The organism is Noviherbaspirillum galbum (assembly GCF_010974945.1).
In the GTDB taxonomy this organism is placed as follows: domain Bacteria; phylum Pseudomonadota; class Gammaproteobacteria; order Burkholderiales; family Burkholderiaceae_D; genus Noviherbaspirillum; species Noviherbaspirillum galbum.
The window spans coordinates 19,541-43,786 of record NZ_JAAIVB010000055.1; the positions used below are offsets into that span (position 1 = coordinate 19,541).

Here is a 24,246-nt window from a genome sequence, read left to right on the forward strand (position 1 = left end):
CGGGTAAAAAAGTCACTATTCCACTTACCCGAATGTAAATAAATCACGTCATGCTCAACCTCACCGTTTGCGGCAAATTTCATTATCCGAAGTACCTCAAGCACTTGAACGAGGCCGGCAAACTCGATTGCTTCTACTACTCCTACAAGCTCGGAGAGACCTTCGGCCTTCCGGCTGAAAAGCGAAAGAACAGTTTCTTGAAGGAGTACCTGTACAACCTCCATCTGCGCACCGTCGGCGAGCGCGGACTCGTCGAGCTCGCGCCGCTCTATCACCGGCTCTGGCAGGACTCCGTCAAGAGGATGTATGCGCCGGCCGACGTGAACCTCTTCATGATCCATGGCAATTGCACCGAGCTGATCCAGATGTGCCGCAGGCAGGGCAAGGCGGTGCTTGGAGAAGCGGTGAATGCCCATCCGCTCTTCCAGGAAGCGCTGCTGCTCGACGAGGCGCGGCGGCGCGGCGTGCGCCATTACTCCAGTCCTTATCTCGTGCGCAAGATGCTCGAGGAGTTCGAGCTGGTCGACCGCCTGCTCGTGTCGTCCGAATTCGTAAAGAGGACGTTCGTCGAACGCGGATTCGACGCGAACAAGATCCTCACATTGCCTTACGGCGTCGAGCGCGGCGCGGTGACGGCGCAGATGATGGCCGACGCGGTGGTGCGCAAGGCGAGCCGGAAGCGCGGGCCGGTAAAGGTCTTGTGCGTGGGACAGATCACGCTCAGGAAGGGGCAGTTCTACCTGGTCGATGCGATCAAGTCGCTGAACATGCGCGCCGGCAGGAAGCGCTTCGAGCTGACGCTGGTTGGCCGGCCGGAAGCGGCCTACATGAAATGCCTCGCCAGGGCAGGGGAATCATTTACGCACGTGGAGCACGTCGCCAACGGCGACATGCTCCGGTTCATGTCGGAATTCGATGTCTTCGTGCTGCCGTCGCTCGAGGACGGTTTCAGCGTGGTGGTCACCGAAGCGCTGTCCGCCGGATTGCCGGTCATTACCACGCGGAACAACGGCGCGGCGGACATCATCTCGGATGGCCGCAACGGCGTCGTGGTGGAAGCAGGCAGCAGCGCCGCGCTCGAGGCTGCCCTGGAACGCATCCTGGATGAACGCATCACCGGGCAAAGCGTGAACCTGCTGTCGTGGAAGGATTATGCTTCGCGGCTCGCGTCGCATGCCGAAGCCATGTTGACGGAGGCAAGCCATGAGCGAGTCTAAACGGATCATGTCCGGCTTTATCGCCAATGGCTACAGCCAGGGCGTGACCATCTTCTCGCAGGTGGTGCTGGTGCCGTTCTTCATCGCCAACTGGGGCGTGAACCTGTATGGCGACTGGCTGATCCTGATCGCGCTGCCGATGTACATCGCGCTGAGCGACATGGGCTTCACCGCTTCGGCCGCCAGCCGCATGTGCATGATGGCGGGCAAGCAACGGGACGAGGAAGTGCTGACGACCTTCATCAGCGCATGGTACCTGTCCATCCTGCTTGCCGCCGGCCTGTCGCTGCTGCTGTTCGGTATCTTCGTCGGCCTGCAGGCGCTGGGCACCTACAAGTTCACCACGATCTCGACGGAGACGGCCCGCCTGGGCTTCTGCCTCTATCTGCTCTACATGTTCCTGACGGTGCTCTGCGGCTCCATGTCGGCGGTCTATAAATATGCGCAGAAGTATTCGCTGAACATCTACATCAACAACACCGCGAGGCTGCTCGAATCGGTCTGTACAGTGGTCATGCTCATCCTGAAGATGGACCTGATCGCGGTGATCACCGGCATGGTAATCATCCGCTTCGCCGGGCTGGTGATGATGGGCGTGGTGGCAAAGCGATTCGTGCCCTTCCTCAGCTTCGGCTCGCGGTATTTCTCGTTCGGGAAAATCAAGGAACTGACCGCGTCGTCGCTGCACTTTTCCATGTTCTATACCGCGGTGAACCTGTTTCCGCAGGCCTTCCTGATCGCCTTGGGAAATGCGTTTTCCTCGGAAGTGGTGGTCGGCTACACCATGGTCAAGACACTGTCGCGCTTCGGTTTCCAGGTCCTCAATTCCTACAACAGTTCGCTGACAGTCGAGATTTCCCATCTCACCGGCAAGCAGGACTGGGAAAAGATCTTCGCCATCGTGGAAAAGAGCTTCTACTATTTCATCGCCTTCGCTGTCGCCTACATGCTGGGCGGGCTCGCGCTCGTGGATGACATCTTCCGCTGGTGGTCGCGCCAGGACTTTTCCATCGACCACATCCTGTTCCTGCTGGTGTCCGCGACTTCGCTGATGCAGTCGATCTGGATGCTGTTCTTCAGCGTCTTCTCCTCCTCCAACAACCACGGCAGGGCGTCGCGCATCTATTGCATGCTGAGCCTGGGTTACCTGGTGGTCGTGTTCGCGGCGATGAAGAACCAGGGCCTGTATGGCTTCCTGGCGCTGGGCCTGCTCATCGAAGCGATCATGCTGGTCGTCCTGTTGTCCGATTACCGCAAGTACAAGGTTGCAAAAAGCTTCAAACTCATGACAACCATCTAGCCAAACAAAGCGAACACTGCGAACAACGCCATGCGCCATCAGATCAAGCTTCCGCTATTCCTGTCGTTCTACTGCCTTCTGTTTCTCGCGGTGCCGAAGTACGGCAGCGCTTTCCAGTTGCTGTCGCTGGCCATGATCGTGATGCAGAATGTCTCGACCGCCATCAGCATGAAGCGCAACAAGGTGACGACCTTCAAGGGCAGCATGACGCCGCTGTCGCTCTTCCTGATCGCCATCGTGCCGCTGGTTTCCCTGACCGACAACGTGTTCAACCTGGAACTGCAGTATATCGGCTATTCGCTGCTGTTCTTTCTCGTGGCCGCTTCGATCTATGTGGTGGTCAGCACGGTGGATTTCCGGACCATCTTCAACAGCTTCCTGGCTGCGGCGGTCATGATGACCTTGACGGTGCTGGCGACCCAGCATGCCATGCTGCGGGATACGCTTTCCATCAGCTACGACGCGGTGAACGGACTGGAACGCTTCGGCCCGTTCAACCTGCACCCCAACCTGGTGGGACATATCTTCGGCGGCTTCGCGGTGATGTTCTTCTGCGTCATGCTGTATGAGAGGGCGCTGCTGAGGAAGGCATTCTTCGGCGCGATGACCGGGCTCTGCTTCATCTACTGCATCGCGGCTTCCTCGCGCGGCGGCTTCCTCGCCGCGGGCCTTGGCATCCTCACGGTGTATTCGATCGCGGTGTGGCAGGACCGCAAGCGGCGGCAGGTATTGCTTCTGCTGGTGCTGGGCGGCATCGCGGTCCTGCTCGCGACCAAGGGTGCCGAAAAGCTCGTCGTCTACCTGTCGTCGATCTTCGAAACGGGAACCGGCGATCGCGGCGTGAACTCCGGCCTGACCGGGCGCACGGACAACTGGGCGAAGCTGCTGCAGACCGTGTTTTCTTCCGTCAGCTTCATGTTGTTCGGCAATGGCCTGAGAACGGGCAGTTCCGAGGTGCTGGGCTACGACATCGATAACAGTTACCTGAACCTCCTCTACGAGATCGGCCTGCCTTGCACGGTGCTCTTCGTGCTGCTGCTGGTGGCTTGCACGAACCGTTTCCGCCGCGCGTTCCGGGCCATGCCCGACGTGGTCAAGGCTTCCGCGCTGGGGATGTTCGTCTTCATTCTCGCCGAGTCGATGGTGGCGCGCTATCTTCTGTCCATCGGCAATCCGGTGTCGCTGTTCCTGCTGTTCTGCATGCTCGGCGCGCGCAATATCCTCAAGGGCAGCTACCTCGCTTCATCCGCGCCGGTCCAAAGGCATGTCCATCATGGCACCTATGTGGGATATGCGAACTACAGCGATCATGGCAATGGCACCGCGCCTGGCGGAAGATCCAGGCCGCTCGGCATGTCGGCCGGAGGCATGGTGAAGGAGGCGCAGCTCGAAAACGCCCAGGCTTGAGCGCGCCGGGGCATCGCTCCGCCGGCAGGGTCTGCGTTCAGAATGAAAAACGGGATTCCCGCGAGGGAATCCCGTTTTTTATCGCATGGCCAGTGATTATGGCTTCAGGCTGGCTTACTTGAAGGTCCAGCTGCGGACATAGTTGACTTCGAACGAGTTGGTCGGGCCGAGCGGCGTGTTGGCGGTGACCGATCCGCTGGCGCTGCCGTACTGCATGTCGAGCAGGATGTACATCTTTTTGTTCATGCTGACGTTGGCCGTCGCCACTACCTTGCCGTCGAAGTAGAAGGTAAGCTGGTTCGCTTCCCACTTCAGGCCGTACTTGTGGAAGGCGGTGGACAGGTCGCCGGTGTACGGTGCCTGCGTGCCGGTCGCGCCAGCCTGGCCGTTGCCGTTCTGGTACCAGCTCGCGCCGTAGCGGATCGGATGCTGGTTGCCGTCAGCCCAGTAGCCGGTCTTGTCGCCGGAGTAGGCTTCCATGATGTCGATCTCGGGCTCTCCCGGAGGGGCATCGGAGTTCAGCAGCCAGATTGCGGGCCATGCGCCGTCGCCGATGGGCAGCTTGGCTTCGACTTCGAAGTAGCCGTAGGTCTGGCTGTACTTGTTCTGCGTGGTCAGGATGCGTTCCTTGTACTGGCCATTCGCATCAGCCTGCGGCCAGATCTTCAGCGTGCCGTTGCTGACGCCGAAATCCTTGGTGCTGGTGGCGGGGTCGTACCAGATGTGGTCGTTCCACTTGCTCGTGTCCAGCGCCGTGCCATTGAATTCGTCCTGGAAGGCGAGGTTGTAGAGCGAGGCGTCCTGGCCGTAGGGCGTCGGCGCGCTGGTGCCGGTCGAACCGGAGGGGGTGCCGCTGGTCGTTCCGGAAGTGGTGCCCGACGTGGTGCCCGAGGTCGTGCCGGAGGATGTCGAGCCGGAAGTCGTGCCGCTCGTGGTGCCGGAAGACGTCGAGCCGGAAGTGGTGCCCGACGTCGTGCCGGTCGTGGTCGTGGTCGTATTCGCATACGAGCAGGACTTGGCCTGGCCGACGGCGGGATCGCCGAACACGCTGTTGCTGCACTCGATGGAACCGGTCGCGGTTTTGTAGAAGTAGGAGGTGCCGCTGCCGTAGCGGACCTGGCGGGTGCCGGTGAAGGTGCAGGTGCCCCATTCGCTCGCGCAGTTGGTCCAGGTGGTTGCCGTGGTGCCGGTCGTTCCCGACGCGGTGCCGGTGGTGGTCGTGCCGGAAGTGGTGCCGGTAGTCGTGCCCGTGGTCGTGCCGGAAGTGGTGCCCGTGGTCGTGCCGGAAGTGGTGCCCGTGGTCGTGCCGGACGTGGTGCCGGTGGTCGTGCCGGACGTGGTGCCGGTAGTCGTGCCCGAAGTCGTGCCGGAAGTGGACGTCGCGGGATCGACGCTGGTCGTCGCGGAATAGGCGCAGACCTTGGCCTCGCCCGGCGCCGGATCGCCGAAGACTTCGTTGGTGCAGGGGGTGGAAGTGGTCAGGGTACGGTACACGTACTTGGTGGCGTTACCGTAGCGCACCTGGCGCGTGCCGGTGAATTTGCAGGTGCCCCATTCATCAGCGCAATAGGTCCAGCCGGATCCGGTGGAGCGGCCCCAGGCCGCCAGCGTCATTTCGGTCTCGGCGGAGGTCGCGGCGGCAGCGGTCTGGTCGGCGCCAGAGGCATTTGCGCTGCCATCGCCGCCGGCACCGCCGCCGCAGGCGGCGAGCAGGGCGGTGCTCAAGGCGGCCCAGGAAGACTTTCGGCGGAATGCGCGTCCAATTGCGTTGTGATGATTTAACATGGGTCCTCTTTCCGAATGATTATTGATTAATCGCAAAACGTGTTGCGTGTCGGTAAGAGTCTTTCCTGAAAAAAATAGTTCCGCCGGAGAATATTTCTAGATGTAAATGACCTGAGGAAACTAGTTTCCACAGATCATTTGAGGGCTGACAAGAAAACTGCCTTGAGGGAGCGAAGGGGATGCCACCCTTGCAAGCGCGCGGCAAATACCGCTGGAATCATGAGCGTTATGGCAAGACCCGAGCGGGAGGCACGCGGGGTTGCCGGAGCGTCAATGATGAAAAGCCAGGGAAGGGAAAAGCGCGGGAAAGCGTGTCAGGAAGACATCGATCCGCAGGAAAGCGGACCGGCGGTCGCCGGTCCGGATGGGGTCAGGCGTTATTGAACTGCAACTTGGTATTGAGCAGCTGGCGCGTGAAGGCGAGCACGAACAGGGTGTTCGTGACGGCATAGCGCTTGAACAGGCGGCGCGGTTCGGAGGCGAGCCGGTAGAGCCATTCGAGGCCGTGCCGCTGCCACCAGAGCGGCGCGCGCTTCACGACGCCCGAGTGATAATCGAACGCCGCCCCCACGCCGATCATGACCGCGTGGATTCGGTCGCGGTGCTCGGCCATCCACTTTTCCTGCTTCGGGCAGCCGAGGCCGACGAAGACCACGCTGGCGCCGGAATCATTGATGCGGCGGACGATCTGGTCGTCCTCTTCCTTGGTCAGCGGGCGAAAAGGAGGCGCATGCATGCCGCCGATGCGCAGCTTGGGAAACTGCTGCCGCAAGGTTTTCTCGAGCTGGCCCAGGGTCGATTCGGTGCTGCCGTAGAAGAACACCACCTGGCCGCGCCGTTCCGCTTCCGCCAGGTACTTGATCATCAGGTCGGGGCCGTTGATGCGTTCCTGTCCCTGGTGGCCGAGCTTGCGCAATGCCCACGCGACGGGCGCGCCGTCCGCGGTCGCCATGTCAGCGTTGTTTACCGCGATCTTGAATTCGATGTCCTGGGTGGTCGTGACGACGGAATGCACGTTGCAGATGCAGACATAGCGCGACTCGCGGGCTGCGCCCCAGTTGACGATGCGGGACAGCGCCTCATCCCACGTGAGTGCGTCGATGAACGCTTCCAGTACCGGTTGTCCCTTGCGCAGCATAGTGCTTCCCTCTGATTGTGGCAATCGCATCTTCATAAATACTCACTAACATCTCGTGGTTGCGCGCGGGCGTGTAGCTGGCCTCGTATTCCGCCCGCGCCGCCATGCCCATGCGGACCATCTCCTCCGGATGATCGTCGGCCCAGGCCATCTTCGCGGCCAGGTCGGCGGGATCGCCCGGATTGAACAGCAGGCCGGTCACGCCATCGTTGACGATGTCGGCCAGGGCGCCGAGCCGGCTGGCGATCACGGGCAGGCCGCTGCTGAACGCCTCGACGATGGTGCGCGGCGAATTTTCGTAACAGATGCTCGGCACCACCAGGTAGCGCGCATCCTGCATCTTGCGCAGGATCTGCTCCAGCGATAGGTGGCCGAGCCAGGCCGCGCCGAAGCCGCTACGGACCTGTTCTTCCAGCGGCCCGCTACCGACGACTTCCAGCGCATGGCGTTCCATGCGGCCGGCAGCCTGCAGCAGCACGCCGATTCCCTTTTCGGTCGACAGCCTGCCGACATACAGCCCGCCCCGCCTGCCGCTCCATTGCGGCGCCGTGGCGGAAGGGATGAAGTTGGGTTTGATCCGGATCTTGTCGGCCGGCAGGCCGCCCTCGATGTACTTGTCGCGCGCGAACCGGTTCAGCGCGATGTAGCGCGTGACCTTGTCGCGGTAGGTTCCGAGCATGCGGTGCACGCCCAGCATGCCGGTAACGACCGCCGACTGGGCGGCCGAATCGCGGTAGCAGCGGTGCACGACGGAACGCCAGGGCAGCTTGCCCATGCAGTCCTCGCAGATCTTCCCGTCGCGCAGGAAGATGGGCTGCGGGCAGAGCAGCCTAAAGTTGTGCAGCGTCTGCACCACCGGTATTCCCCTGCGTGCCGCCGTCCAGTACAGGGAAGGCGATATCAGCGGGAAGGTGTTGTGCGAATGGACCACGTCGGGCTGGAAGTCGTCGCACAGGCGTCCGGCTTCCCTCGCGGTATCGCCGGACCACACGGCCTTCATCGCGGCGGCGACCTTGGGCATGCGTTCGATCTCGTCGTTGTGCACGCTGTACAGCGCGACCTCGTGGCCATGGGACCGCAGCAGCTCGACCTCGGCCTCGACGACCGTGTCTTCGCCGCCGCGGTACTGGTAGCCGTTATGGGCGATCAGGATTCTCATTGTCAGCCTACCTTGGTTCGCTCGGATGCCGCGGCCTGCTTGCGCGGTTTCTTGACGCTGACCGCATGCCGGCAGGCGGCAACGACGCCCTCTGCGGCATGCTTGAAGGTGTACTGTCCCGCTAGCGTCCGGCTGCGGCGCGAGAAATCCGCGTACAGTTCCGGTTGCGTCAGCAGCGCGATCGCGCGCTCGGTCCACGCCTCGTTGTCCAGCGCGCGCACATAGCCGTTTTCTCCTTCGAGCACCAGTTCGCCCACCACGCCCGCATGGGGAGACACGATGATCGGCAACCCGGCCGCGGCGGCTTCGTTGGCGACCACGCCCCAGACGTCCGCCAGCGTCGGGAACAGGAAGATACGGGCCGAGTCATAGAGCGCGGGCAATTCTTCCTGCTCGGCGAAGCCGTGGAAGTCCGCCTGCACCAGGCCGGCAAGTCCCGCGGCGCTTTCCCGCAGCGCGTCTTCCTGGGTGCCGTTGCCGACGTAGAGAAGGCTGGTCTGCCGGCCGAGGCGACGCGCTGCCTCGGCGGCGACTTCCAGCGCGAAGCCGGGGTTCTTGCCTTCGACGAGACGGCCGCAGAAGATGAAGTCGTAGCGCTTCTCCTCGAACGGCGTGTGCAGGCGGTATTCCTCGTTGGCGATGCACAGGCATGACTTGAAGCAATCGGCAGCCGGAATGCCGTAGCTCTCGTACAGGCGCTGGCCGCCGTCGCTGGCGGAAAGGAAGGCCTGCGAGCGCGAGTACACGATCGTGCGGATGCGCTTGTGCCAGTTGCTGAGGGCGCGCTCCGATAGGTCGGTGCCGTCCGTCATCGGCACGTGCGCCGCGCCGGTCAGCACCGCGTAGCCGAAGGCGTACAGGTAGGTCGGGTTGAAGCCGGTGGTCACGATCACGTCCGGGCGGAAACGCCGCAGGGCGGCCAGTACGTCCGGATTGTTGTGGATGAAGTTGTCGCCGCGCGTGACGAAGCGTTCCTTGAGAAAGACATGGTTGAAATTCAGGGGCGGCAGCATCCAGCGCCGGTTCGGCTCGCGCCGGCTGCAAAAGATGACCTGCAATTCCACGTCCGGCATCTTGCCGATGATTTCATACACGGGGATGCGGAATGGCGGCGGATGGTTGGTGATGATGACGATTCTCATGGGGGGCACGCTTCGGACGCCTCCTGACCGCCGCTTTTCATTCTCATCGGAATAGAGGGAGATATTGTCGTTTGATGGCAAATACATTCGCTGTTTCCAGGGCTCCGTAATCGCTTTACCTTGTCTTGCGAGTGTGCGCCGTTCCAGATGCAGACCATGCCTTGTTGCACTTCGTTCCATTGCTGGCAGTGCATCAAGTCGCTGCCTCGATTGCGGGAATCGCGCGGCGCAATGCGGCACGGGCCGGCCTGGCGGCGCGCGGCAAGGTTCACTCGCTTGTGTTTCATGCTCTAGCCTTTCACCCGCCGGGGGGACGGGGAACGAGACCCCGGACGTCCCGGCCGGACATCGGAATACCGGATGCCAGGCTCGCGCGCCTCAGTGCTTGCGGCGCCAGTGCAGCATGCCATCCAGCCTGCCCAAGGTGATCTGCCACCCTGCGAGCAGATCCGCGCCGAGCGACCCCTTGAGCAAGGGCCGGACGACGGGAGCCACCAGCCCGCGGGCGACGACCCAAAAGGGAAGGCGGTGCTTTGCATACAGGGCGCCCGTCCCGCGCGCGCGGTGGCGCAGCGCGTTTCGCATGCCGAGGGTGACCTGCGGTTGCGCCGAGGCGACCGCGTGATGCACGCGCGCCAGCGGCTCGTAGGTAAAGAGCGCACCTTCGCGCAGCGCGCGGAAGGCGAAATCGGTTTCCTCGGCGGCGCCGAACCACTGGCCGACCCCAAGCCGGGGATCGAAGCCCTCCAGCTTGAGGCACAGCTCGAGGCTGCAGAACAGGGTGATCGAGCAGACCGGAATGTCGCGGAAGGCGCTCGAGCGCTTCCAGCTCAGGTCGGCGGCCGAGGCCGGCTGTTCATCCTGTTCGACCCAGCGCGCGATCACGCCGCCGGGCTGGTCCGCGCGCTGGAAGCGCCTGGCGAGCGCCTCCAGCAGGTCGCAGTCGTACCAGCAATCGTCGTCCGGAAATCCGACGTACCTGCCTGTGGCGGCAGCAATGCCTGCATTGCGGGCAGCGGCCAGATTCGGCGGCGTGAGCCGGATGTGCCGCAGCGCGATGCCCAGCGAGCGGGCGCGGTCGAGATGCGGCTTGAGCCGGTCGTCGGCGTTCTGGTCCACCACCACCACTTCGAAATCGTGCAGCGTCTGCGCCGCCAGCGACACGAACATGCGGTCGAGCTCGTCGGTCCGTCCGACCGTGGCCAGGATGAGGGAAAACAGCGGGGTCTTGTCCCGGGTGTCGTCTCGCGTCATGCTCATGGGCGCGCTCCTGCCTGAACCATGCGCTGGCGCCGCACCAGGTAGCGTGCGAAGTGGATGGCGCGCGCGATCGGGTTGAAGCCGGCATGCGACAGGCGCACGCGGAAGTCTTCCTCCAGCGCCGGCAGGCGGTCCCGGGTGGACAGGCTGCCGTCATGCTCGCGGAAGGCCGCCAGCGGCTCGTCGAGCTGGACCGGATCGCCGAGCCCGCCCAGCTTCAGCCAGAGGTCGTAGTCCATCGCATACTTTAGCTTGGTGTTGAAGCCGCCGGCGCGCTGGATGAATTCGCGGCGCACGAAGGTCGCGGGGTGCGGAATGAAATTCGTGCGCAAGAGCTGCGAATAGCTGTAGCGCGGCGAGACGTATTTCTCGCGCTGCAGTTCGCCGTCCAGGTCGCGCAGGATGCGGCCGAACAGCCAGTTCTTGCCGCTGGACTCCAGGTGCGAGGCGACCGCCGACAGCACGCCGGGATGCAGGTAGTAGTCGTCGGAATGCAGGTGGGCGATGACGTCGCCGGTGGCGATCTCGATCCCCGCGTTCATCGCGTTGCTGATGCCGCCGCGCACGTCTGTCAGCAGGCGGGTGGGGCGCTGGATGCGCTTGATGCGTTCCAGCGTGCCATCGGTCGAGCCGCCGTCCACGAAGATGTACTCGATGTTCGGATAGTCCTGCGACAGGACCGATGCGATGGATTGCGCGAGATACGGCTCGCTGTTCCAGGTGCAGGTGATGATAGAAAATGTCAGTCGTTGCATGATGTCCGGGCCTGCGAAAATTGCGTTAATCCCATGGTCGCTTTCCTTCGTCAGGGAATGTCATCAGGATGGGATATTTGCTCGCTTGCCGTTATGATCTATTGCAGCAGTTATTAAGCATTGGATCTGTGATACTGCAAATTTTGTAACTGCGCGTAATCGACCGCGGGCCGGTTCGTGAAATACACTTCGCGGCCCTTGGTCAGCACGAGCGTGAACAGCAGTACGTGGGTCACGAATTCGCCGCTGAAGATGCCTGCCATGTTGAAGGGCGCCTCGGTGAACAGGCGCACGAAGATGACCCAGAACAGCGCCAGCGACAGGCCGCGCGTGGCGGTATTGGCCGCGAACGCATAGCGGAACAGGGTCGCCACGTACACCACCATGCCGGCCAGGCCGACCGCGCCCGCCACGGAAAGTGATTGCAGGAACTGGTTGTGGGCGTTGTAGGCGAAGGCCATGTCGACCTGCCGGCGGAAGACTTCGTCCCACATCGCCGAACCATAGCCGAACAGCGGGCTCTGCTTCCAGGTCTCGATGGCCACGTTCCAGATCTCGGTGCGGCCGGTCAGCGTCGTGACCTGTTCCTGCTGGTCGATGGCAACCTTTGCCAGCGGATTGTTCGTCATCAGGTAGGCGGCGACGGTGACCGCCGCCAGACCGAGCACGCAGACGAGCATGGGCCGCAGGAAGCGGTGAAGCGGATAGACGGCACGGCGCCCGCTGCCGCCGGTGGCCGACGCGTACATCATCTTGCCCCACCATAAGGTCGGGAAGGCGAGTGCTGCGGCCAGCCAGGCGGTCTTCGACTGGGAGAGGGCCAGCACAGCCAGTCCGGAGGCGATGCCGACCAACTGCAGCACGACATTGCGGAAAGGCCGGCGGGCGAGCAGCAGCAGCAGGATGACCGCCAGCGGCCCGGTGCTGTTCGGGTTGGAGCCCAGTCCCCACAGCCGGAAGCCGACGCCCGGGATGACGCCGTCATAGCCCTGCTGCACCGAGGCATTCGGCAAGAGATAGATCGCGGCGCAGCTGGCGATGCAGAAGAACAGCAGCCCGGATTTCGTCGCGTCCAGCGTCATGCGGGCATCTCGCGAGCGAGAGAGATAAACCGCGATCGTGACCAGCAGCGGATAGATCAGCTTCTGGTCGAACACCGGGCGCGTGCCGAACAGGTTGTTGAGCACGAAGTTCGAGATGTAGAAGGCGAGGAAGGCGAAGAACAGGCCCCGTCCTTCGCGCGGCATCGCCTCGTGGCGCATCATTGCCGACAGGAAGCGCGCGAGACAGACGCCGAGCACCGCCGCGGTGATGATCCGCAGGAACCAGGTCAGCTGCGCGGTTTCCGCGCCCGCCGCGGTGCCGATCTCGAATTCCGCGTTGGACACGTTGCGCCCGGAAAGGAAGGCCAGGCCGCACATCGCCAGCAGGATGAGCGGATTGATGAGCGCGACCGTCCATTTTCCAAACTGCCGGTTGATGCCGATGAAAACGCCCACCGCCATCAATCCGATCATGCCGGCGGCCGCGGCGCCGGCGATGGTGACGACGAGGGTGGCAAGAGAGGTGTCATTCATGGATTCACCCTTAAACGTGTTTGTTCATCTGGCTGCGGTAGAGGAAGCGGATCACCGGTTCGCCCGCTTTCCGCGGCATGCGCTGCGCGACCTTTTCGAACAGCTGCGCGACGTGGTGGTGCATCAGCCGCGGGAAGAGCCAGAGCGAAAGGAGGAGGCCCGCGCCCCCGGCGAGCACGTCGGCGGCCAGCCAGAGCCAGACGTGGCCGGTGATTTGTCGCAGGGCAAGGTCGGTGGTCCAGATCAGGGCGGTGGTAAAGACCGTGGCGACGAGGCCGCCCTGCATGGCGGCGAGCACCGCCGACGGCCTGAGGTCGAGGGCGCGGCAGGTGGCGATCACGATGGTGGCCGAGCGCAGCAGGTACATGCCGAAGGTGACCCAGGCGACCGCTTCCAGGGAAACCCTGGCCGCCAGGATGCAGGCGATGACGAAGCCGATGGCGATCGGCACCTGGATGTTGAATTCCTTCTGCGTCTGCCCCGACACCCAGAGGATGGGCGTGGCCATGCCAAGCAGCAGGTAGAGCGGCATGGCGAGCGAGATAGGTTGCAGCAGGTCGGCGGCGGGCAGCCACGCCTGGCCATACAGCGCCTCAAGGATGGTATGCGAGCATGCCGCGATGCCGGCGAAGACCGGGAACAGCACGAGGGTGACCGCGCCTATCGTGGTGAGCAGGGCCTTGCGCAGGCGGTCGAAGTCGTCCTGTACCTTGGCGCTGGCGGAGAACAGCGCCGACTGGATGACGCCGATGAGCGTCAGGGCGGGGTTGGACACCAGGTTGTAAGACAGCGAGTAAAGGCCGACGTCGACAGTCTGGAAGGCGCGTCCGACGATCACCCGGTCGACGTTGCTGATGATCCAGTTCAGGATGTTCGTGATGAAGACTCGCCCGCCGTAGACGAGCAAGTGTTTGTCACCCTTCTGCCACAGCAAAATGCGAACCGGGTGCCGGCACTTGTTGTACACCATGATGAAGGCGGCCAGCTCGCTGACGATGAAGGCCATGATCAGCGCCCAGACCTGGTAGCCCAGCATCGCCATCGGAATGCCGACCAGCAGGTAGCCGATGATGTAGCTGATGACGTTCGCGGCCTGCAGCGAGCGGAAATCCATCTCGCGCTTGAGCAGGTTGGCCGAGGGCGACGATACCGCGTTGATGAAGCAGATCACGGAAGCGACCTGGATCACCGGCACAACCCGCGGTTCCTTGAAGAAGGCCGCCAGCGGCCCGGCGAACAGGTAGACCAGCGCCGCGACCGTGGCGCCGAGGATGAGCTGCCAGGTGAAGACGAAGCGGATGTCATCTTCCGAGACTTCCTTTTTCTGGATCAGGCCGTAGGAGATGCCTACGTCCGAGAAGAACTTGCTGAAGCTGAGGACGATGGACGCGATGGCGAAGATGCCGTATTCGGAAGGACCGAGGATGCGGGCGAGAATGACCTGGGTGACAATCTGGAGGACCGCCCGGAGTGCGGAACCGAAGCTGCCCCAGAAGACCGCGCTGATTCCCTTGCTGGATAGATTGGTTTGTTGTTCCATATCGGATACTGTTTAGTCCGTGGCGCCTGAGGCCAGTTCCGACCGGAGCGACGGATCATGCGCTGGCACAATCCGTCGTTTCAACGTGATACGCTCAGGCGCGCACGGTCTCCTGCTGGAAGTGTCTGTAGGTCTCCACGATGCCGTCGCTCAGGCGCATGCCCGGGCGCCAGCCAAGCTGTGCAAGCTTGCCCGTGTCGAGCAGCTTGCGGGGCGTGCCGTCGGGCTTGCTGGTATCGAATTCGATGCTGCCCTTGAAGCCCACGGCGCGGCGGATGACTTCCGCGACCTCACGTATTGTGACGTCCTCGCCTGTGCCAACATTGATATGAGATAACATGGGACTTGTATTCAAATCATAGGTTTCGCGATCCAGTTCCATGACGTGCACGCAGGCATCTGCCATGTCGTCGACGTACAGGAATTCGCGGCGCGGCTCGCCCGTGCCCCAGATCGTGACCTTCTCCGCGCCGTTCATCTTCGCCTCGTGGAAGCGCCGGATCAGCGCCGGGATGACGTGGCTGTTCTCCGGGTGATAGTTGTCGCCGGGACCGTATAGATTGGTCGGCATGACGCTGCGGAAGTCGCTGCCATACTGGCGATGGTAGCTCTCGCACATCTTGATGCCGGCGATCTTCGCGATGGCATAGGGCTCGTTGGTCGGCTCCAGGCTGCCCGACATCAGGTACTCTTCCTTGATCGGCTGCTGGGACATGCGCGGATAGATGCAGGACGAGCCGAGGAAGAGCAGCCGCTTGACGCCGGCGCGCCAGGCTTCATGGATGACGTTCGCCTGCACCATCAGGTTGTCGTAGATGAATTCCGCCGGATAGGTATTGTTCGCATGGATGCCTCCCACCCGCGCCGCCGCGAGATACACCTCGTCGATCTGCTCCGATTCGAAGAATGCGCGCACCTGGGCCTGGTCGGTCAGCTCCATCTCGGCGTGCGTGCGGGTGACGATGTTGGTGTAATCGCGCTTGCGCAGGGTGCGCACGATGGCCGAGCCCACGAGGCCGCGATGGCCGGCGACATAAATGCGCTTGTTCAGGTGTGTCTTCATGTTTTCCTTCGTTTGGTAACGCTTGCAATAAAGCCGGTTGCTGCCGATTCGCCGGCGCGGGATGCCTTGCCGGCGCTTGATGCCTGTTGATTGATTCCTGTTGTCCGATGTCTGGCGCCGCGCCGGCGCTCCGCCTCACTCGCCGGGGAAGCCGTAGGCGTATTCCTGCGACTGCAGCAGTTGTTCCTTGCCTGCCGCCTGCAGGTCCGCGCGGACCATTTCGCCGACCAGCTGCTGGAACCCGATCTTCGGTTCCCAGCCGAGCTTGCTTCTCGCCTTGGCGGGATCGCCCACCTTGCTCATCGCGTCGATCGGGCGGAAATACCGCGCATCCACGCGCACGATGGTTTGGCCGGCGGACAGGCTGGCGTTCGTCCCGGGGTCGGCGACCACCGCGACTTCGTTCTTTTCCGTGCCTCGCCACTCGAGGACGATGCCGAGTTCGGCGGCGGCGGCGTCGACGAATTCGCGCACGCTGTGCTCGATGCCGGTGGCGATCACGAAGTCTTCCGGCTTGTCCTGCTGCAGCATGCGCCACTGCATGTCGACATAGTCACGGGCATGTCCCCAGTCGCGCCGGGCATCGAGGTTGCCGAGATAGATGCAGTCCTGCCGACCAAGGACGATGCGCGCGAGCCCGCGCGTGATCTTTCGCGTCACGAAGGTCTCGCCGCGCAGCGGGGACTCATGGTTGAACAGGATGCCGTTGCAGGCATACATGCCATAGGCTTCGCGGTAGTTCACCGTGATCCAGTAGCCGTAAAGCTTGGCGATGGCGTAGGGACTGCGCGGCTGGAAGGGCGTGAGCTCGTTTTGCGGATGCCCCTCGGCATCGCCGAACAACTCGCAGCTCGATGCCTGGTAGAAGCGCGTCTTCTTCGCCAGCCCCAGCCGCCGCACGGTTTCGAGGATGCGCAGCGGGCCCAGGGCATTGGAGCTCGCGGTGTACTCGGGCTCTTCGAAGGACACCGCCACGTGGCTCTGTGCCGCGAGGTTGTAGATTTCATCCGGCTCCACGCGCTGGATGATGCTCAGCAGCGACGAGGTGTCGGTCAGGTCGCCGTGGTACAGCAGGAGGCGGCGCTGGGATTCCTGCGGTTCCTGGTAAAGATGATCGATGCGGTCCGTGTTGAGGCGCGACGTGCGGCGCTTGATGCCATGGACGACGTAACCCTTGGAAAGCAGCAACTCCGCGAGGTAGGCGCCGTCCTGCCCGCTGATGCCGGTGATCAGGGCGACCTTCGGCCTGCCATCCGGGCCTTCGTTGCCGGCGCCGGCGTCGTTCTTGGTGCTTCTGGACAGTTCTTCTTTCATGCCGTGTTTCCGGTTGCGTTCCGATGCCGCCTCAATAGGCGTTCGTTCCCGTCCAGCCGCGGAAGGCGGTCCACACGATGATGCGGATGTCCATCCACAGCGACCAGTTCTGGATGTGGTCCAGGTCGAACTGCACGCGCTTCGCCATCTTGTCGACCGTGTCGGTTTCGCCGCGGTGGCCGTTGATCTGGGCCCAGCCGGTGATGCCGGGCTTCACGCGGTGGCGCAGCATGTACATTTCCAGGAGGTCCTTGTACATCTCGTTGTGCTGCATGGCGTGGGGCCGCGGGCCGACGACGGACATGTCGCCCAGCAGCACGTTGAGGAACTGCGGCAGCTCGTCCAGGCTGGTGCGGCGGAGGAAGGCTCCGATCGGCGTGATGCGCGAGTCGCCCTTGGTGGCCTGGGTGACCGTGCCGTGTTCCTGGTGGACGATCATGGAGCGGAACTTGTAGCAGTTGAACGGCTTGCCGTTCAGGCCCATCCGCGGCTGCTTGAAGAGTACCGGCCCGGGCGAGGAACGCTTGATCAGGATCGCCAGTACCGCGAACAGCGGGGCGAGCAGGATGAGCGCGACAGCGGCGAAGGCGCGGTCGAAGATTTCCTTGACGATGCCGTTGATGCCGCTCGAGATCGGCTGGTTGAGGTCCACCACCGGGAAGCCGAGGAAGTTCGTCATCTTGTTGCTCAGCATCTGAAGGCCCATGATGTCGGGCACCCAGCGGATGTCGACGAGTGTGTTGCGCAGCAGGAACTTCAGCTCCTGAAGCTGCGGCGACGCCATCAGAGGCAGGGTGATCCAGATTTCATGGATGCGGTGGGCGACCACGTAATCGGGGATGCCGGCGAGGTCCGGAATGACGTCGATGGTCTGTCCGCCGAGTTTCGGCAGGTCGGACGTGTCGGCATGCACCGCCTTCACGTCATAGCCGGCCCAGTCGAGCTGGAGCGAACGGTGGTGCAGTTCCTGGCCGGTGCTGCCGTAGCCCACCAGCAGCACGCGCTTGCTGTTGAGGCCCTTGGCGCGCATGCCGCGCAGCATGGTGTAGGCGGCGGAGCGGTAGAGCAACAGCATGGCGATGCCCACGGCATACCAGTAGAAGAGCCAGAGCCGCGACACATGCCCGACGTGGTGGATCAGGAAGCTGAAGAAGAGTCCGACGAGAAGCACCAGCGCAAGCGAACCGGCGAGGCGGATGAACATGTCGGGCAGGGCGCGCCCGCGCCACGACCCGTAAAGGCCGAGCTGGGGGAACAGGAAGAAGGCAAGCACGCTGCACAGGTGCAACATGACGGTATGGATGGGCGCGGCCTCGGTGAGTGAAGAGTTGAAGTGGATCAATCCCGCGATCACTCCGGCAAGCTCCAATGCCGCCACGTCAAGCAGGCGCAGCGTCAGCTCGAGCTTGGAAGAATTGTTGATGATGAGATCACGCATAGTGTTAAGTCTTGTTATGTGAACCATGATCTGCAGACGGCCTTGCCGCAGCCGCTGCATCAGCAAGCAGACGAGCGCTTGAAACCTGTTGCCTGAACATCGCGGCGCATTTCCCTGATGCCATTTTCTGCGCGCCGCGAAGCACGTTTCGTCTGTTACTTTTAAGACAATACTAGTCGAGAACACACCCCCGGATTTCCTAAGTATCGTTTGCTTGCGACGTCTCAAAAGTCGATTTGCACCCACTCAAACGAAGTGTTGCGCGGGGTGAGATCGACTAATGTGCGCAGGAAATTAGTGCATCCGGAAAACGAAAAACAGCCGCGCCGCATAAGGGAAAAACGCGGTTTGGCAACGCCGCGGATGACATGAGGATGACGACGCACATCAAGCGGAATGCATCCCGGCGGCCTTGCGCGCGCGTGCGGATGCGATGGCGCTTGCACAGTCGGTTGCGGCGGTTGCGCGCATGCCGGGGAGACGGTCGCGCGGGGGGCGCATGCATCGGCGAACGCAGCGCGCTCATGCCGCAATGGCAACCGGTTTCTCGACGCATTGCGATGCGATATCATTGCTCCCCATGATCACTCAACCCCAAGAACCCAGCGACGCCGAAGAGCGCACTCCCTACGACATGATCGGCGGCGAAGCCAAGGTGCGCGAACTCGTCGACCGCTTCTACGACCTCATGGAACTGGAGCCGGAATTCGCCGGCATCCGCGCGCTGCATCCGCCGGCCACCGATGGTTCGCGCGACAAGCTCTACTGGTTTCTCACCGGCTGGCTGGGCGGCCCCGGCATGTACGTGGAACGTTTCGGCCATCCGCGGCTGCGCGCGCGACACCTGCCATTCGCGATCGCCTCAGCCGAACGCGACCAGTGGCTGCGCTGCATGGCCTGGGCCATGCAGGATGTCGGCATCGCCGAAGACCTGCAGATGCGGCTCATGCAATCCTTCTTCCAGACCGCCGACTGGATGCGCAACAAGGCGGGCTGAGGAGCTCGCGCGCTGCCGCCATTTTTCGCAAGACCCTGGCCTGTTCAAGAGCCGGCGCCTTGGCCAAACCCTGAGGGTGGACACGACATGACAACGATCGAGATCATTACGCTGGGCCTGCTCGCGGTGATCGCGCTGCTGCAGTTCTTCCTGCTCATGCAAGCACGCGGCGGCCAGGCCGGCCGCGCGCTGCAATGGCAGGCCGACATGCAGCATCACCAGCAGGCGATCTGCGAACGCATCGAGCGCGAGATGCGGATGCAGGTGCAGAACAGCGCGCAAGGCACGCGCCAGGAAATCGGCGCGACCCTCGGCCAGCTCCAGCAAGCCTTGCTCGCCCAGCTGACGAGCGTGGCGACGATCCAGAACAAGCAGATCGATTCCTTCGCCCAGCAGCTGGCGAAGACCGGCGAAGCGAACCGCCAGGAACTCGAAGCCATGCGCCAGGCCAGCCACACCCAGGCGCTGGCCGCGCGCGAAGAACAGGCGATGGCGCTCAAGCGTTTCGCCGACACCCTGAACCAGACGCTGGCCAGCCTCACCGAATCGAACGCCCAGCGCATGGGCGAAGTGCGCGCGACCCTGGAGAGCAAGATCCGCGACCTGCAGACCGACAATGCCGCCCGCCTCGAGGAGATGCGCCGCACGGTCGACGAAAAGCTGCAGTCCACGCTGGAGCAGCGCCTCGGCGAATCCTTCAAGCTCGTGTCCGACCGGCTCGACAAGGTGCATCAGGGCCTCGGGGAGATGCAGCAGCTCGCCATCGGCGTGGGCGATCTCAAGCGGGTGCTGACCAATGTGAAGACGCGCGGTACCTGGGGCGAAGTCCAGCTCGAAATGCTGCTCGAGCAGATGCTGACGCCCGACCAGTACGCGAAGAACGTCGAGACCGTGCCGGCCAGCGGCGAGCGCGTGGAGTTCGCGATCAAGCTGCCCGGCCAGGAAGAAGGACAGCGGCCGGTCTGGATGCCGATCGACGCTAAATTCCCCAAGGAGCAGTACGAGCGGCTGTGCGAGGCGGCCGAGCTGTCCGACCACGACGGCGTGCAGGCGGCGGGCCGGGAGCTCGAACGGGCGGTGCGGGCGCAGGCCAAGATCATCGCGGAAAAATACCTCTCGCCGCCCCTGACCACCGATTTCGCCATCATGTTCCTGCCGACGGAAGGCCTGTACGCGGAAGTGATCCGCCGGCCGGGACTTGCCGACGAACTGCAGCGCGCCTGCCGCATCAGCATCGCCGGACCCTCGACGCTGTCGGCCCTGCTCAACAGCCTGCAGATGGGCTTCCGCACCCTGGCCCTCGAGAAGCGCTCCTCCGAGGTCTGGCAGGTACTGGGTGCGGTCAAGACCGAGTTCGCCAAGTTCGGCGATGTGCTGGCGGCAACCAGGAACACCCTGGAGCGCGCCGCGAAGAACATCGAACAGGCGGAAACCCGCACCCGGCAGATGTCGCGCAAGCTCAAGTCGGTCGAGGCCTTGCCGTCGGAGACGGCCCAGATCCTGCTCGGCACCGAGACGCTGAGCGACGAATGAGCGGCTACTGAGCCTCGGCCGAGCGCCCGCCGTCAGCCTGTCCGGGAAGACTTCCGGCAAGGCTTGGGCGCGGCGCCGCCCCCCGCCGCAGGCATTCTTGCTATATTGGCAGTATCGACGTCATTCCATTTCCTTTTTGCATCTGACTCCCTCTTATGGAAATAGCGGTACTGCTGGGCCTGATCCTTCTCAACGGCATCTTCGCGATGTCGGAAATCGCGCTGCTGACGGCGCGGCGCGCGCGCCTGCAGCGCCTTGCCGAGGAGGGCGACGATTCCGCCGCGGCGGCGATCCGGCTGGGCGATGATCCGACGCGCTTCCTGTCGACGGTGCAGATCGGGCTGACGTCGATCGGCGTGCTCAACGGCATCGTCGGCGAAGCCACCCTGGCGCGGCCGTTCGCCGCCTGGATCGAGCGGCAGGGCATCAGCCAGCCTTACTCCGAGTACCTGGCCACCGGCCTAGTGGTGCTGACCATCACCTATTTCACCATCGTGCTCGGGGAACTGGTGCCCAAGCGCATCGGCCAGATCAGCCCGGAGCCGATCGCTCGCATCGTTTCGCGCCCCATGCTGTTCCTGGCGACCATCTCCAAGCCTTTCGTGCTCTTCCTGTCTGCCTCGACCCAGCTTGCCTTGCGTACCTTCGGCATCAAGGAGCGCAACGAACCGACGGTCACGCAGGAGGAAATCAACCTGATGCTGGCCGAAGGCTCCAGCGCCGGGGTGATCGAGCAGCATGAACACCAGATGGTGCGCAACGTATTCCGTCTCGACGACCGCCAGATCGCATCGCTCATGGTGCCGCGCAGCGACGTGGTGTACTTCGACGTCGAGGAACCCCTGCAGGACAACCTGCGCCGCTTCGAGGGCACCGATCATTCGCGCTTCCCGGTGGTGCGGGGCGGCTGGTCGGACGTGCTCGGCGTCGCCACCGCGCGCCAGCTTCTCGCCCAGACTCTGCGCGGCGAAAAGGTCAGCCTGACGGAACACCTGCAGCCTGCTGTCTTCGTGCCGGAATCCCTGACCGGCATGGAGCTGCTCGAGAACTTCAAGACCTCCGGGGTGCAGCTCGCCTTCATCATCGACGAATACGGCGAGGTGCAGGGCATCGTGACCCTGCAGGACGTGCTGGAAGCGATCACCGGCGAATTCAAGACGCACAGCGCGGAGGAAGCCTGGGCGCTGCAGCGCGACGACGGCTCCTGGCTGCTGGACGGCCTGATTCCCGTGCCCGAGCTCAAGGACAGGCTCGGGCTGAAGGAAGTGCCGGAGGAGGAGCGCGGCCGCTACAACACGCTCAGCGGCATGATGATGCTGCTGCTGGGACGTTTGCCGCAGACCGGCGACCGCTGCGACTGGGAGGACTGGAACTTCGAGATCGTCGACCTGGACGGCAAGCGCATCGACAAGGTGCTGGCGTCCCGGCTGCCGGCCATCATCGAGGCCACCGATGAAAACAGCGGTTGAGGCCGATGGAACGACAAGCGGCGGCCGCGTTTCGACCTACCGCATTTTTACCATGATGCCAAACTGATAAGCCATGGTGCATAATTTCCCGGACGACAGAGCCGGCAGGCGTTGAGGAGACAAGGATGATGCACCGCATTTCAGACCCGATGGCGGGCGGCACGCGGCCGTCGAACCGGCACAAGATCGTGACCGCCGCCGAGGCGGTGCGCCTGATCCACGACGGCGACACCATCGCCACCGGCGGCTTCGTCGGCATCGGCTTCGCCGAGAACATAGCGGTCGCGCTGGAGCAGCGCTTTCTCGACGCCGAAGCGAACGGGCAGGGCGGATCGCCGCGCGACCTCACTCTCGTCTATGCCGCCGGCCAGGGCGACGGCAAGCATCGCGGCCTCAACCACCTCGGACACGAAGGCCTGGTCAGGCGCGTGATCGGCGGACACTGGGGACTGGTTCCCAAGCTGCAGCAGCTCGCCATCGACAACAAGATCGATGCCTACAACCTGCCGCAGGGCGTCATCACCCACCTGTTCCGCGACATCGCCGCCGGCAAGCCGGGCGTGATCTCCGGCGTCGGCCTCGGTACTTTCGTCGACCCGCGCTTCGGCGGCGGCAAGGTCAATGCGCGCACGACCGAGGACCTGGTCGAGCTCATGACGCTGGGCGGGAAGGAATTCCTGTTCTACAAGGGCATGCCCATCAACGTCGGCATCATCCGCGGCACCAGCGCCGACCCGGAAGGCAACGTCACCATGGAAAAGGAAGCCTTGACGCTGGAAGCGCTGGCGATTGCCATGGCAGCCCACAATTCCGGCGGCATCGTCATCGTGCAGGTGGAACGCATCGCCGAGAGCGGGTCGCTCAATCCGCGGCAGGTCAAGATTCCCGGCATCTTGGTCGATTGCGTGGTGGTCGCCGAAAAGCCGGAATACCACATGCAGACCTTCAGCGAGCCCTACAGCCCCGCCTTCAGCGGCGAGATCCGGGTGCCGATGTCATCGATCCAGCCGATGGAAATGAGCGAGCGCAAGATCATCGCCCGGCGCGCGCTGCTTGAAATCCGGCCCAACAGCGTGGTCAACCTGGGCATCGGCATGCCGGAAGGGGTGGCGGCGGTGGCGGCGGAAGAGAAGGTGCTCGACCTCGTGACGCTGACCGCGGAGCCCGGCGTGATCGGCGGCATCCCCGCCGGCGGACTCAACTTCGGCGCGGCCACCAACCCGGCCGCCATCATCGACCAGCCCTACCAGTTCGATTTCTACGACGGCGGCGGACTGGATGCCGCCTTCCTCGGCCTGGCCCAGGCCGATCGCCATGGCAACCTCAACGTCAGCAAGTTCGGACCGCGCCTCGCCGGCGCGGGCGGCTTCATCAACATCAGCCAGAATGCCAAGAAGGTCGTCTTCGTCGGCACTTTCACCGCCGGCAACCTCGCCGTGGCGGTGCAGGACGGCGCGCTGCGCATCCTCAAGGAAGGCGCGGCCCGCAAGTTCGTGGAGGAGGTTGAGCACCGGACCTTCAGCGGCGACTACGCGCTGCAGCGCGGCCAGACGGTGCTGTACATCACCGAGCGCTGCGTCTTCCGGTTGGTGCATGCCGGACTGGAAATCATCGAGATCGCGCCCGGCGTCGACCTCGAACGCGACATCCTGGCGCAGATGCACTTCCGCCCGGTGATCAGCCCCGACCTCAAGCTCATGGACGGCCGCATCTTCCGCACCGGGCCGATGGGCCTGCGCACCGACATCCTTTACCTGCCGCTCGAGCAGCGGCTGACCTATCACACGGAACGCGACCTGTTCTTCGTCAACTTCGAAGGCTTCGAGGTCAAGAACGTAGCGGACATCGAGGCCATCCGCTGCAGCGTCGAGGCCATTCTCAAGCCGCTCGGACGCAAGGTGCCGGCGGTGGTCAACTATGACAACTTCGCGATCGCGCCCGACCTGCTGGACGACTACGTGGCGATGGTCCATCACCTCGACAGGCATTTCTACAGCCGGGTGACGCGTTACACCGGCAGCGCCTTCATGCGCAGCTATTTCGGCAGCGCCTTGCGCAAGGGAGAGACGGAACCCGCGATGTACGCCAGCCCGGAAGAGGCCCTGTCCCGTCTCAAGGAATGATCGCCTGCATGGCGGGGAATTGGCCGGCG

General features: G+C 63.4%; 18 protein-coding genes. 7 read left to right on the forward strand and 11 right to left on the reverse strand.

Features of this window, described 5'->3' with window-relative positions; translation table 11 throughout:
- Positions 1 to 50 precede the first annotated feature (50 nt).
- The 3 genes from G3574_RS16690 to G3574_RS16700 are packed head-to-tail and all read left to right on the forward strand — an operon-like array spanning position 51 to position 3,924.
- The gene (locus G3574_RS16690; RefSeq protein ID WP_163965516.1) at positions 51 to 1,217 is read left to right on the forward strand and encodes a glycosyltransferase family 4 protein; all 1,167 of its coding nucleotides are present in this window, start codon (positions 51 to 53) and stop codon (positions 1,215 to 1,217) included.
- Positions 1,204 to 2,517 (forward strand): MATE family efflux transporter, encoded by a 1,314-nt coding sequence (locus tag G3574_RS16695; protein ID WP_163965518.1) that lies wholly within the window; start codon positions 1,204 to 1,206, stop codon positions 2,515 to 2,517. Before G3574_RS16690 ends, G3574_RS16695 begins: the two co-directional genes overlap by 14 nt.
- A 30-nt stretch (positions 2,518 to 2,547) precedes the next feature.
- Positions 2,548 to 3,924: an O-antigen ligase family protein gene (locus G3574_RS16700; protein WP_163965520.1), complete on the forward strand. Its 1,377-nt coding sequence runs from the start codon at positions 2,548 to 2,550 to the stop codon at positions 3,922 to 3,924.
- Between the two features lie 114 nt (positions 3,925 to 4,038).
- On the opposite strand, the gene G3574_RS28410 is transcribed toward G3574_RS16700, so the two are convergent.
- The 11 genes from G3574_RS28410 to G3574_RS16760 all read right to left on the reverse strand — a co-directional run bounded on the left by G3574_RS28410 (position 4,039) and on the right by G3574_RS16760 (position 18,095).
- Positions 4,039 to 5,649, reverse strand: coding sequence for a glycoside hydrolase family 16 protein (locus G3574_RS28410; protein WP_235953482.1), 1,611 nt, complete (start codon positions 5,647 to 5,649; stop codon positions 4,039 to 4,041).
- A 430-nt stretch (positions 5,650 to 6,079) separates the two neighbouring features.
- Positions 6,080 to 6,847, reverse strand: coding sequence for a WecB/TagA/CpsF family glycosyltransferase (locus G3574_RS16715; protein WP_235953483.1), 768 nt, complete (start codon positions 6,845 to 6,847; stop codon positions 6,080 to 6,082).
- Complete coding sequence (locus G3574_RS16720) at positions 6,789 to 8,006, reverse strand: glycosyltransferase (protein WP_163965527.1); 1,218 nt, start codon at positions 8,004 to 8,006, stop codon at positions 6,789 to 6,791. The genes G3574_RS16715 and G3574_RS16720 overlap by 59 nt, the downstream gene beginning before the upstream one ends.
- 2 nt (positions 8,007 to 8,008) lie before the next feature.
- Positions 8,009 to 9,148, reverse strand: a complete 1,140-nt coding sequence (locus tag G3574_RS16725) for a glycosyltransferase family 4 protein (RefSeq protein WP_163965529.1) — start codon at positions 9,146 to 9,148, stop codon at positions 8,009 to 8,011.
- 378 nt (positions 9,149 to 9,526) lie between these two features.
- Positions 9,527 to 10,408 (reverse strand): glycosyltransferase family 2 protein, encoded by an 882-nt coding sequence (locus tag G3574_RS16730; RefSeq protein ID WP_163965530.1) that lies wholly within the window; start codon positions 10,406 to 10,408, stop codon positions 9,527 to 9,529.
- On the reverse strand, positions 10,405 to 11,163 hold the full coding sequence (locus tag G3574_RS16735) for a glycosyltransferase family 2 protein (protein ID WP_163965532.1): 759 nt from the start codon (positions 11,161 to 11,163) through the stop codon (positions 10,405 to 10,407). Before G3574_RS16735 ends, G3574_RS16730 begins: the two co-directional genes overlap by 4 nt.
- A 113-nt stretch (positions 11,164 to 11,276) precedes the next feature.
- Complete coding sequence (locus G3574_RS16740; RefSeq protein ID WP_163965533.1) at positions 11,277 to 12,740, reverse strand: O-antigen ligase family protein; 1,464 nt, start codon at positions 12,738 to 12,740, stop codon at positions 11,277 to 11,279.
- A 10-nt stretch (positions 12,741 to 12,750) separates the two neighbouring features.
- A complete protein-coding gene (locus tag G3574_RS16745) occupies positions 12,751 to 14,280 on the reverse strand; it encodes a lipopolysaccharide biosynthesis protein (protein ID WP_163965535.1) in 1,530 nt (509 codons plus the stop codon).
- A gap of 94 nt (positions 14,281 to 14,374) precedes the next feature.
- A complete protein-coding gene (gene fcl / locus G3574_RS16750) occupies positions 14,375 to 15,343 on the reverse strand; it encodes a GDP-L-fucose synthase (RefSeq protein WP_163965537.1) in 969 nt (322 codons plus the stop codon).
- A gap of 135 nt (positions 15,344 to 15,478) precedes the next feature.
- Entirely contained in the window at positions 15,479 to 16,657 is a 1,179-nt protein-coding gene (gene gmd / locus G3574_RS16755; protein WP_163965538.1) for a GDP-mannose 4,6-dehydratase, read from the reverse strand.
- Positions 16,658 to 16,688: 31 nt separating this feature from the next.
- Entirely contained in the window at positions 16,689 to 18,095 is a 1,407-nt protein-coding gene (locus G3574_RS16760) for an undecaprenyl-phosphate glucose phosphotransferase (protein ID WP_163965541.1), read from the reverse strand.
- Between the two features lie 580 nt (positions 18,096 to 18,675).
- Here G3574_RS16760 and G3574_RS16765 point away from each other — a divergent pair.
- The 4 genes from G3574_RS16765 to G3574_RS16780 all read left to right on the forward strand — a co-directional run bounded on the left by G3574_RS16765 (position 18,676) and on the right by G3574_RS16780 (position 24,217).
- On the forward strand, positions 18,676 to 19,092 hold the full coding sequence (locus tag G3574_RS16765) for a group II truncated hemoglobin (protein WP_163965543.1): 417 nt from the start codon (positions 18,676 to 18,678) through the stop codon (positions 19,090 to 19,092).
- Positions 19,093 to 19,179: 87 nt separating this feature from the next.
- Positions 19,180 to 20,625: a DNA recombination protein RmuC gene (locus tag G3574_RS16770; protein ID WP_205609824.1), complete on the forward strand. Its 1,446-nt coding sequence runs from the start codon at positions 19,180 to 19,182 to the stop codon at positions 20,623 to 20,625.
- 155 nt (positions 20,626 to 20,780) lie between these two features.
- A complete protein-coding gene (locus tag G3574_RS16775) occupies positions 20,781 to 22,094 on the forward strand; it encodes a hemolysin family protein (protein ID WP_163965546.1) in 1,314 nt (437 codons plus the stop codon).
- Between the two features lie 125 nt (positions 22,095 to 22,219).
- Entirely contained in the window at positions 22,220 to 24,217 is a 1,998-nt protein-coding gene (locus G3574_RS16780; protein ID WP_328804799.1) for an acyl CoA:acetate/3-ketoacid CoA transferase, read from the forward strand.
- Positions 24,218 to 24,246 lie beyond the last annotated feature (29 nt).

Excerpts from the sequence above, each read along its gene's own strand:
- G3574_RS16690 (WP_163965516.1), top strand. The coding sequence starts at position 51 with ATGCTCAACCTCACCGTTTGCGGCAAATTTCATTATCCGAAGTACCTC.
- G3574_RS16695 (WP_163965518.1), top strand. The coding sequence starts at position 1,204 with ATGAGCGAGTCTAAACGGATCATGTCCGGCTTTATCGCCAATGGCTAC.
- G3574_RS16700 (WP_163965520.1), top strand. The coding sequence starts at position 2,548 with ATGCGCCATCAGATCAAGCTTCCGCTATTCCTGTCGTTCTACTGCCTT.
- G3574_RS16715 (WP_235953483.1), bottom strand. The coding sequence starts at position 6,847 with ATGCTGCGCAAGGGACAACCGGTACTGGAAGCGTTCATCGACGCACTC.
- G3574_RS16720 (WP_163965527.1), bottom strand. The coding sequence starts at position 8,006 with ATGAGAATCCTGATCGCCCATAACGGCTACCAGTACCGCGGCGGCGAA.
- G3574_RS16725 (WP_163965529.1), bottom strand. The coding sequence starts at position 9,148 with ATGAGAATCGTCATCATCACCAACCATCCGCCGCCATTCCGCATCCCC.
- G3574_RS16730 (WP_163965530.1), bottom strand. The coding sequence starts at position 10,408 with ATGAGCATGACGCGAGACGACACCCGGGACAAGACCCCGCTGTTTTCC.
- G3574_RS16735 (WP_163965532.1), bottom strand. The coding sequence starts at position 11,163 with ATGCAACGACTGACATTTTCTATCATCACCTGCACCTGGAACAGCGAG.
- G3574_RS16740 (WP_163965533.1), bottom strand. The coding sequence starts at position 12,740 with ATGAATGACACCTCTCTTGCCACCCTCGTCGTCACCATCGCCGGCGCC.
- G3574_RS16745 (WP_163965535.1), bottom strand. The coding sequence starts at position 14,280 with ATGGAACAACAAACCAATCTATCCAGCAAGGGAATCAGCGCGGTCTTC.
- fcl (WP_163965537.1), bottom strand. The coding sequence starts at position 15,343 with ATGAAGACACACCTGAACAAGCGCATTTATGTCGCCGGCCATCGCGGC.
- gmd (WP_163965538.1), bottom strand. The coding sequence starts at position 16,657 with ATGAAAGAAGAACTGTCCAGAAGCACCAAGAACGACGCCGGCGCCGGC.
- G3574_RS16760 (WP_163965541.1), bottom strand. The coding sequence starts at position 18,095 with ATGCGTGATCTCATCATCAACAATTCTTCCAAGCTCGAGCTGACGCTG.
- G3574_RS16765 (WP_163965543.1), top strand. The coding sequence starts at position 18,676 with ATGATCACTCAACCCCAAGAACCCAGCGACGCCGAAGAGCGCACTCCC.
- G3574_RS16770 (WP_205609824.1), top strand. The coding sequence starts at position 19,180 with ATGACAACGATCGAGATCATTACGCTGGGCCTGCTCGCGGTGATCGCG.
- G3574_RS16775 (WP_163965546.1), top strand. The coding sequence starts at position 20,781 with ATGGAAATAGCGGTACTGCTGGGCCTGATCCTTCTCAACGGCATCTTC.
- G3574_RS16780 (WP_328804799.1), top strand. The coding sequence starts at position 22,220 with ATGATGCACCGCATTTCAGACCCGATGGCGGGCGGCACGCGGCCGTCG.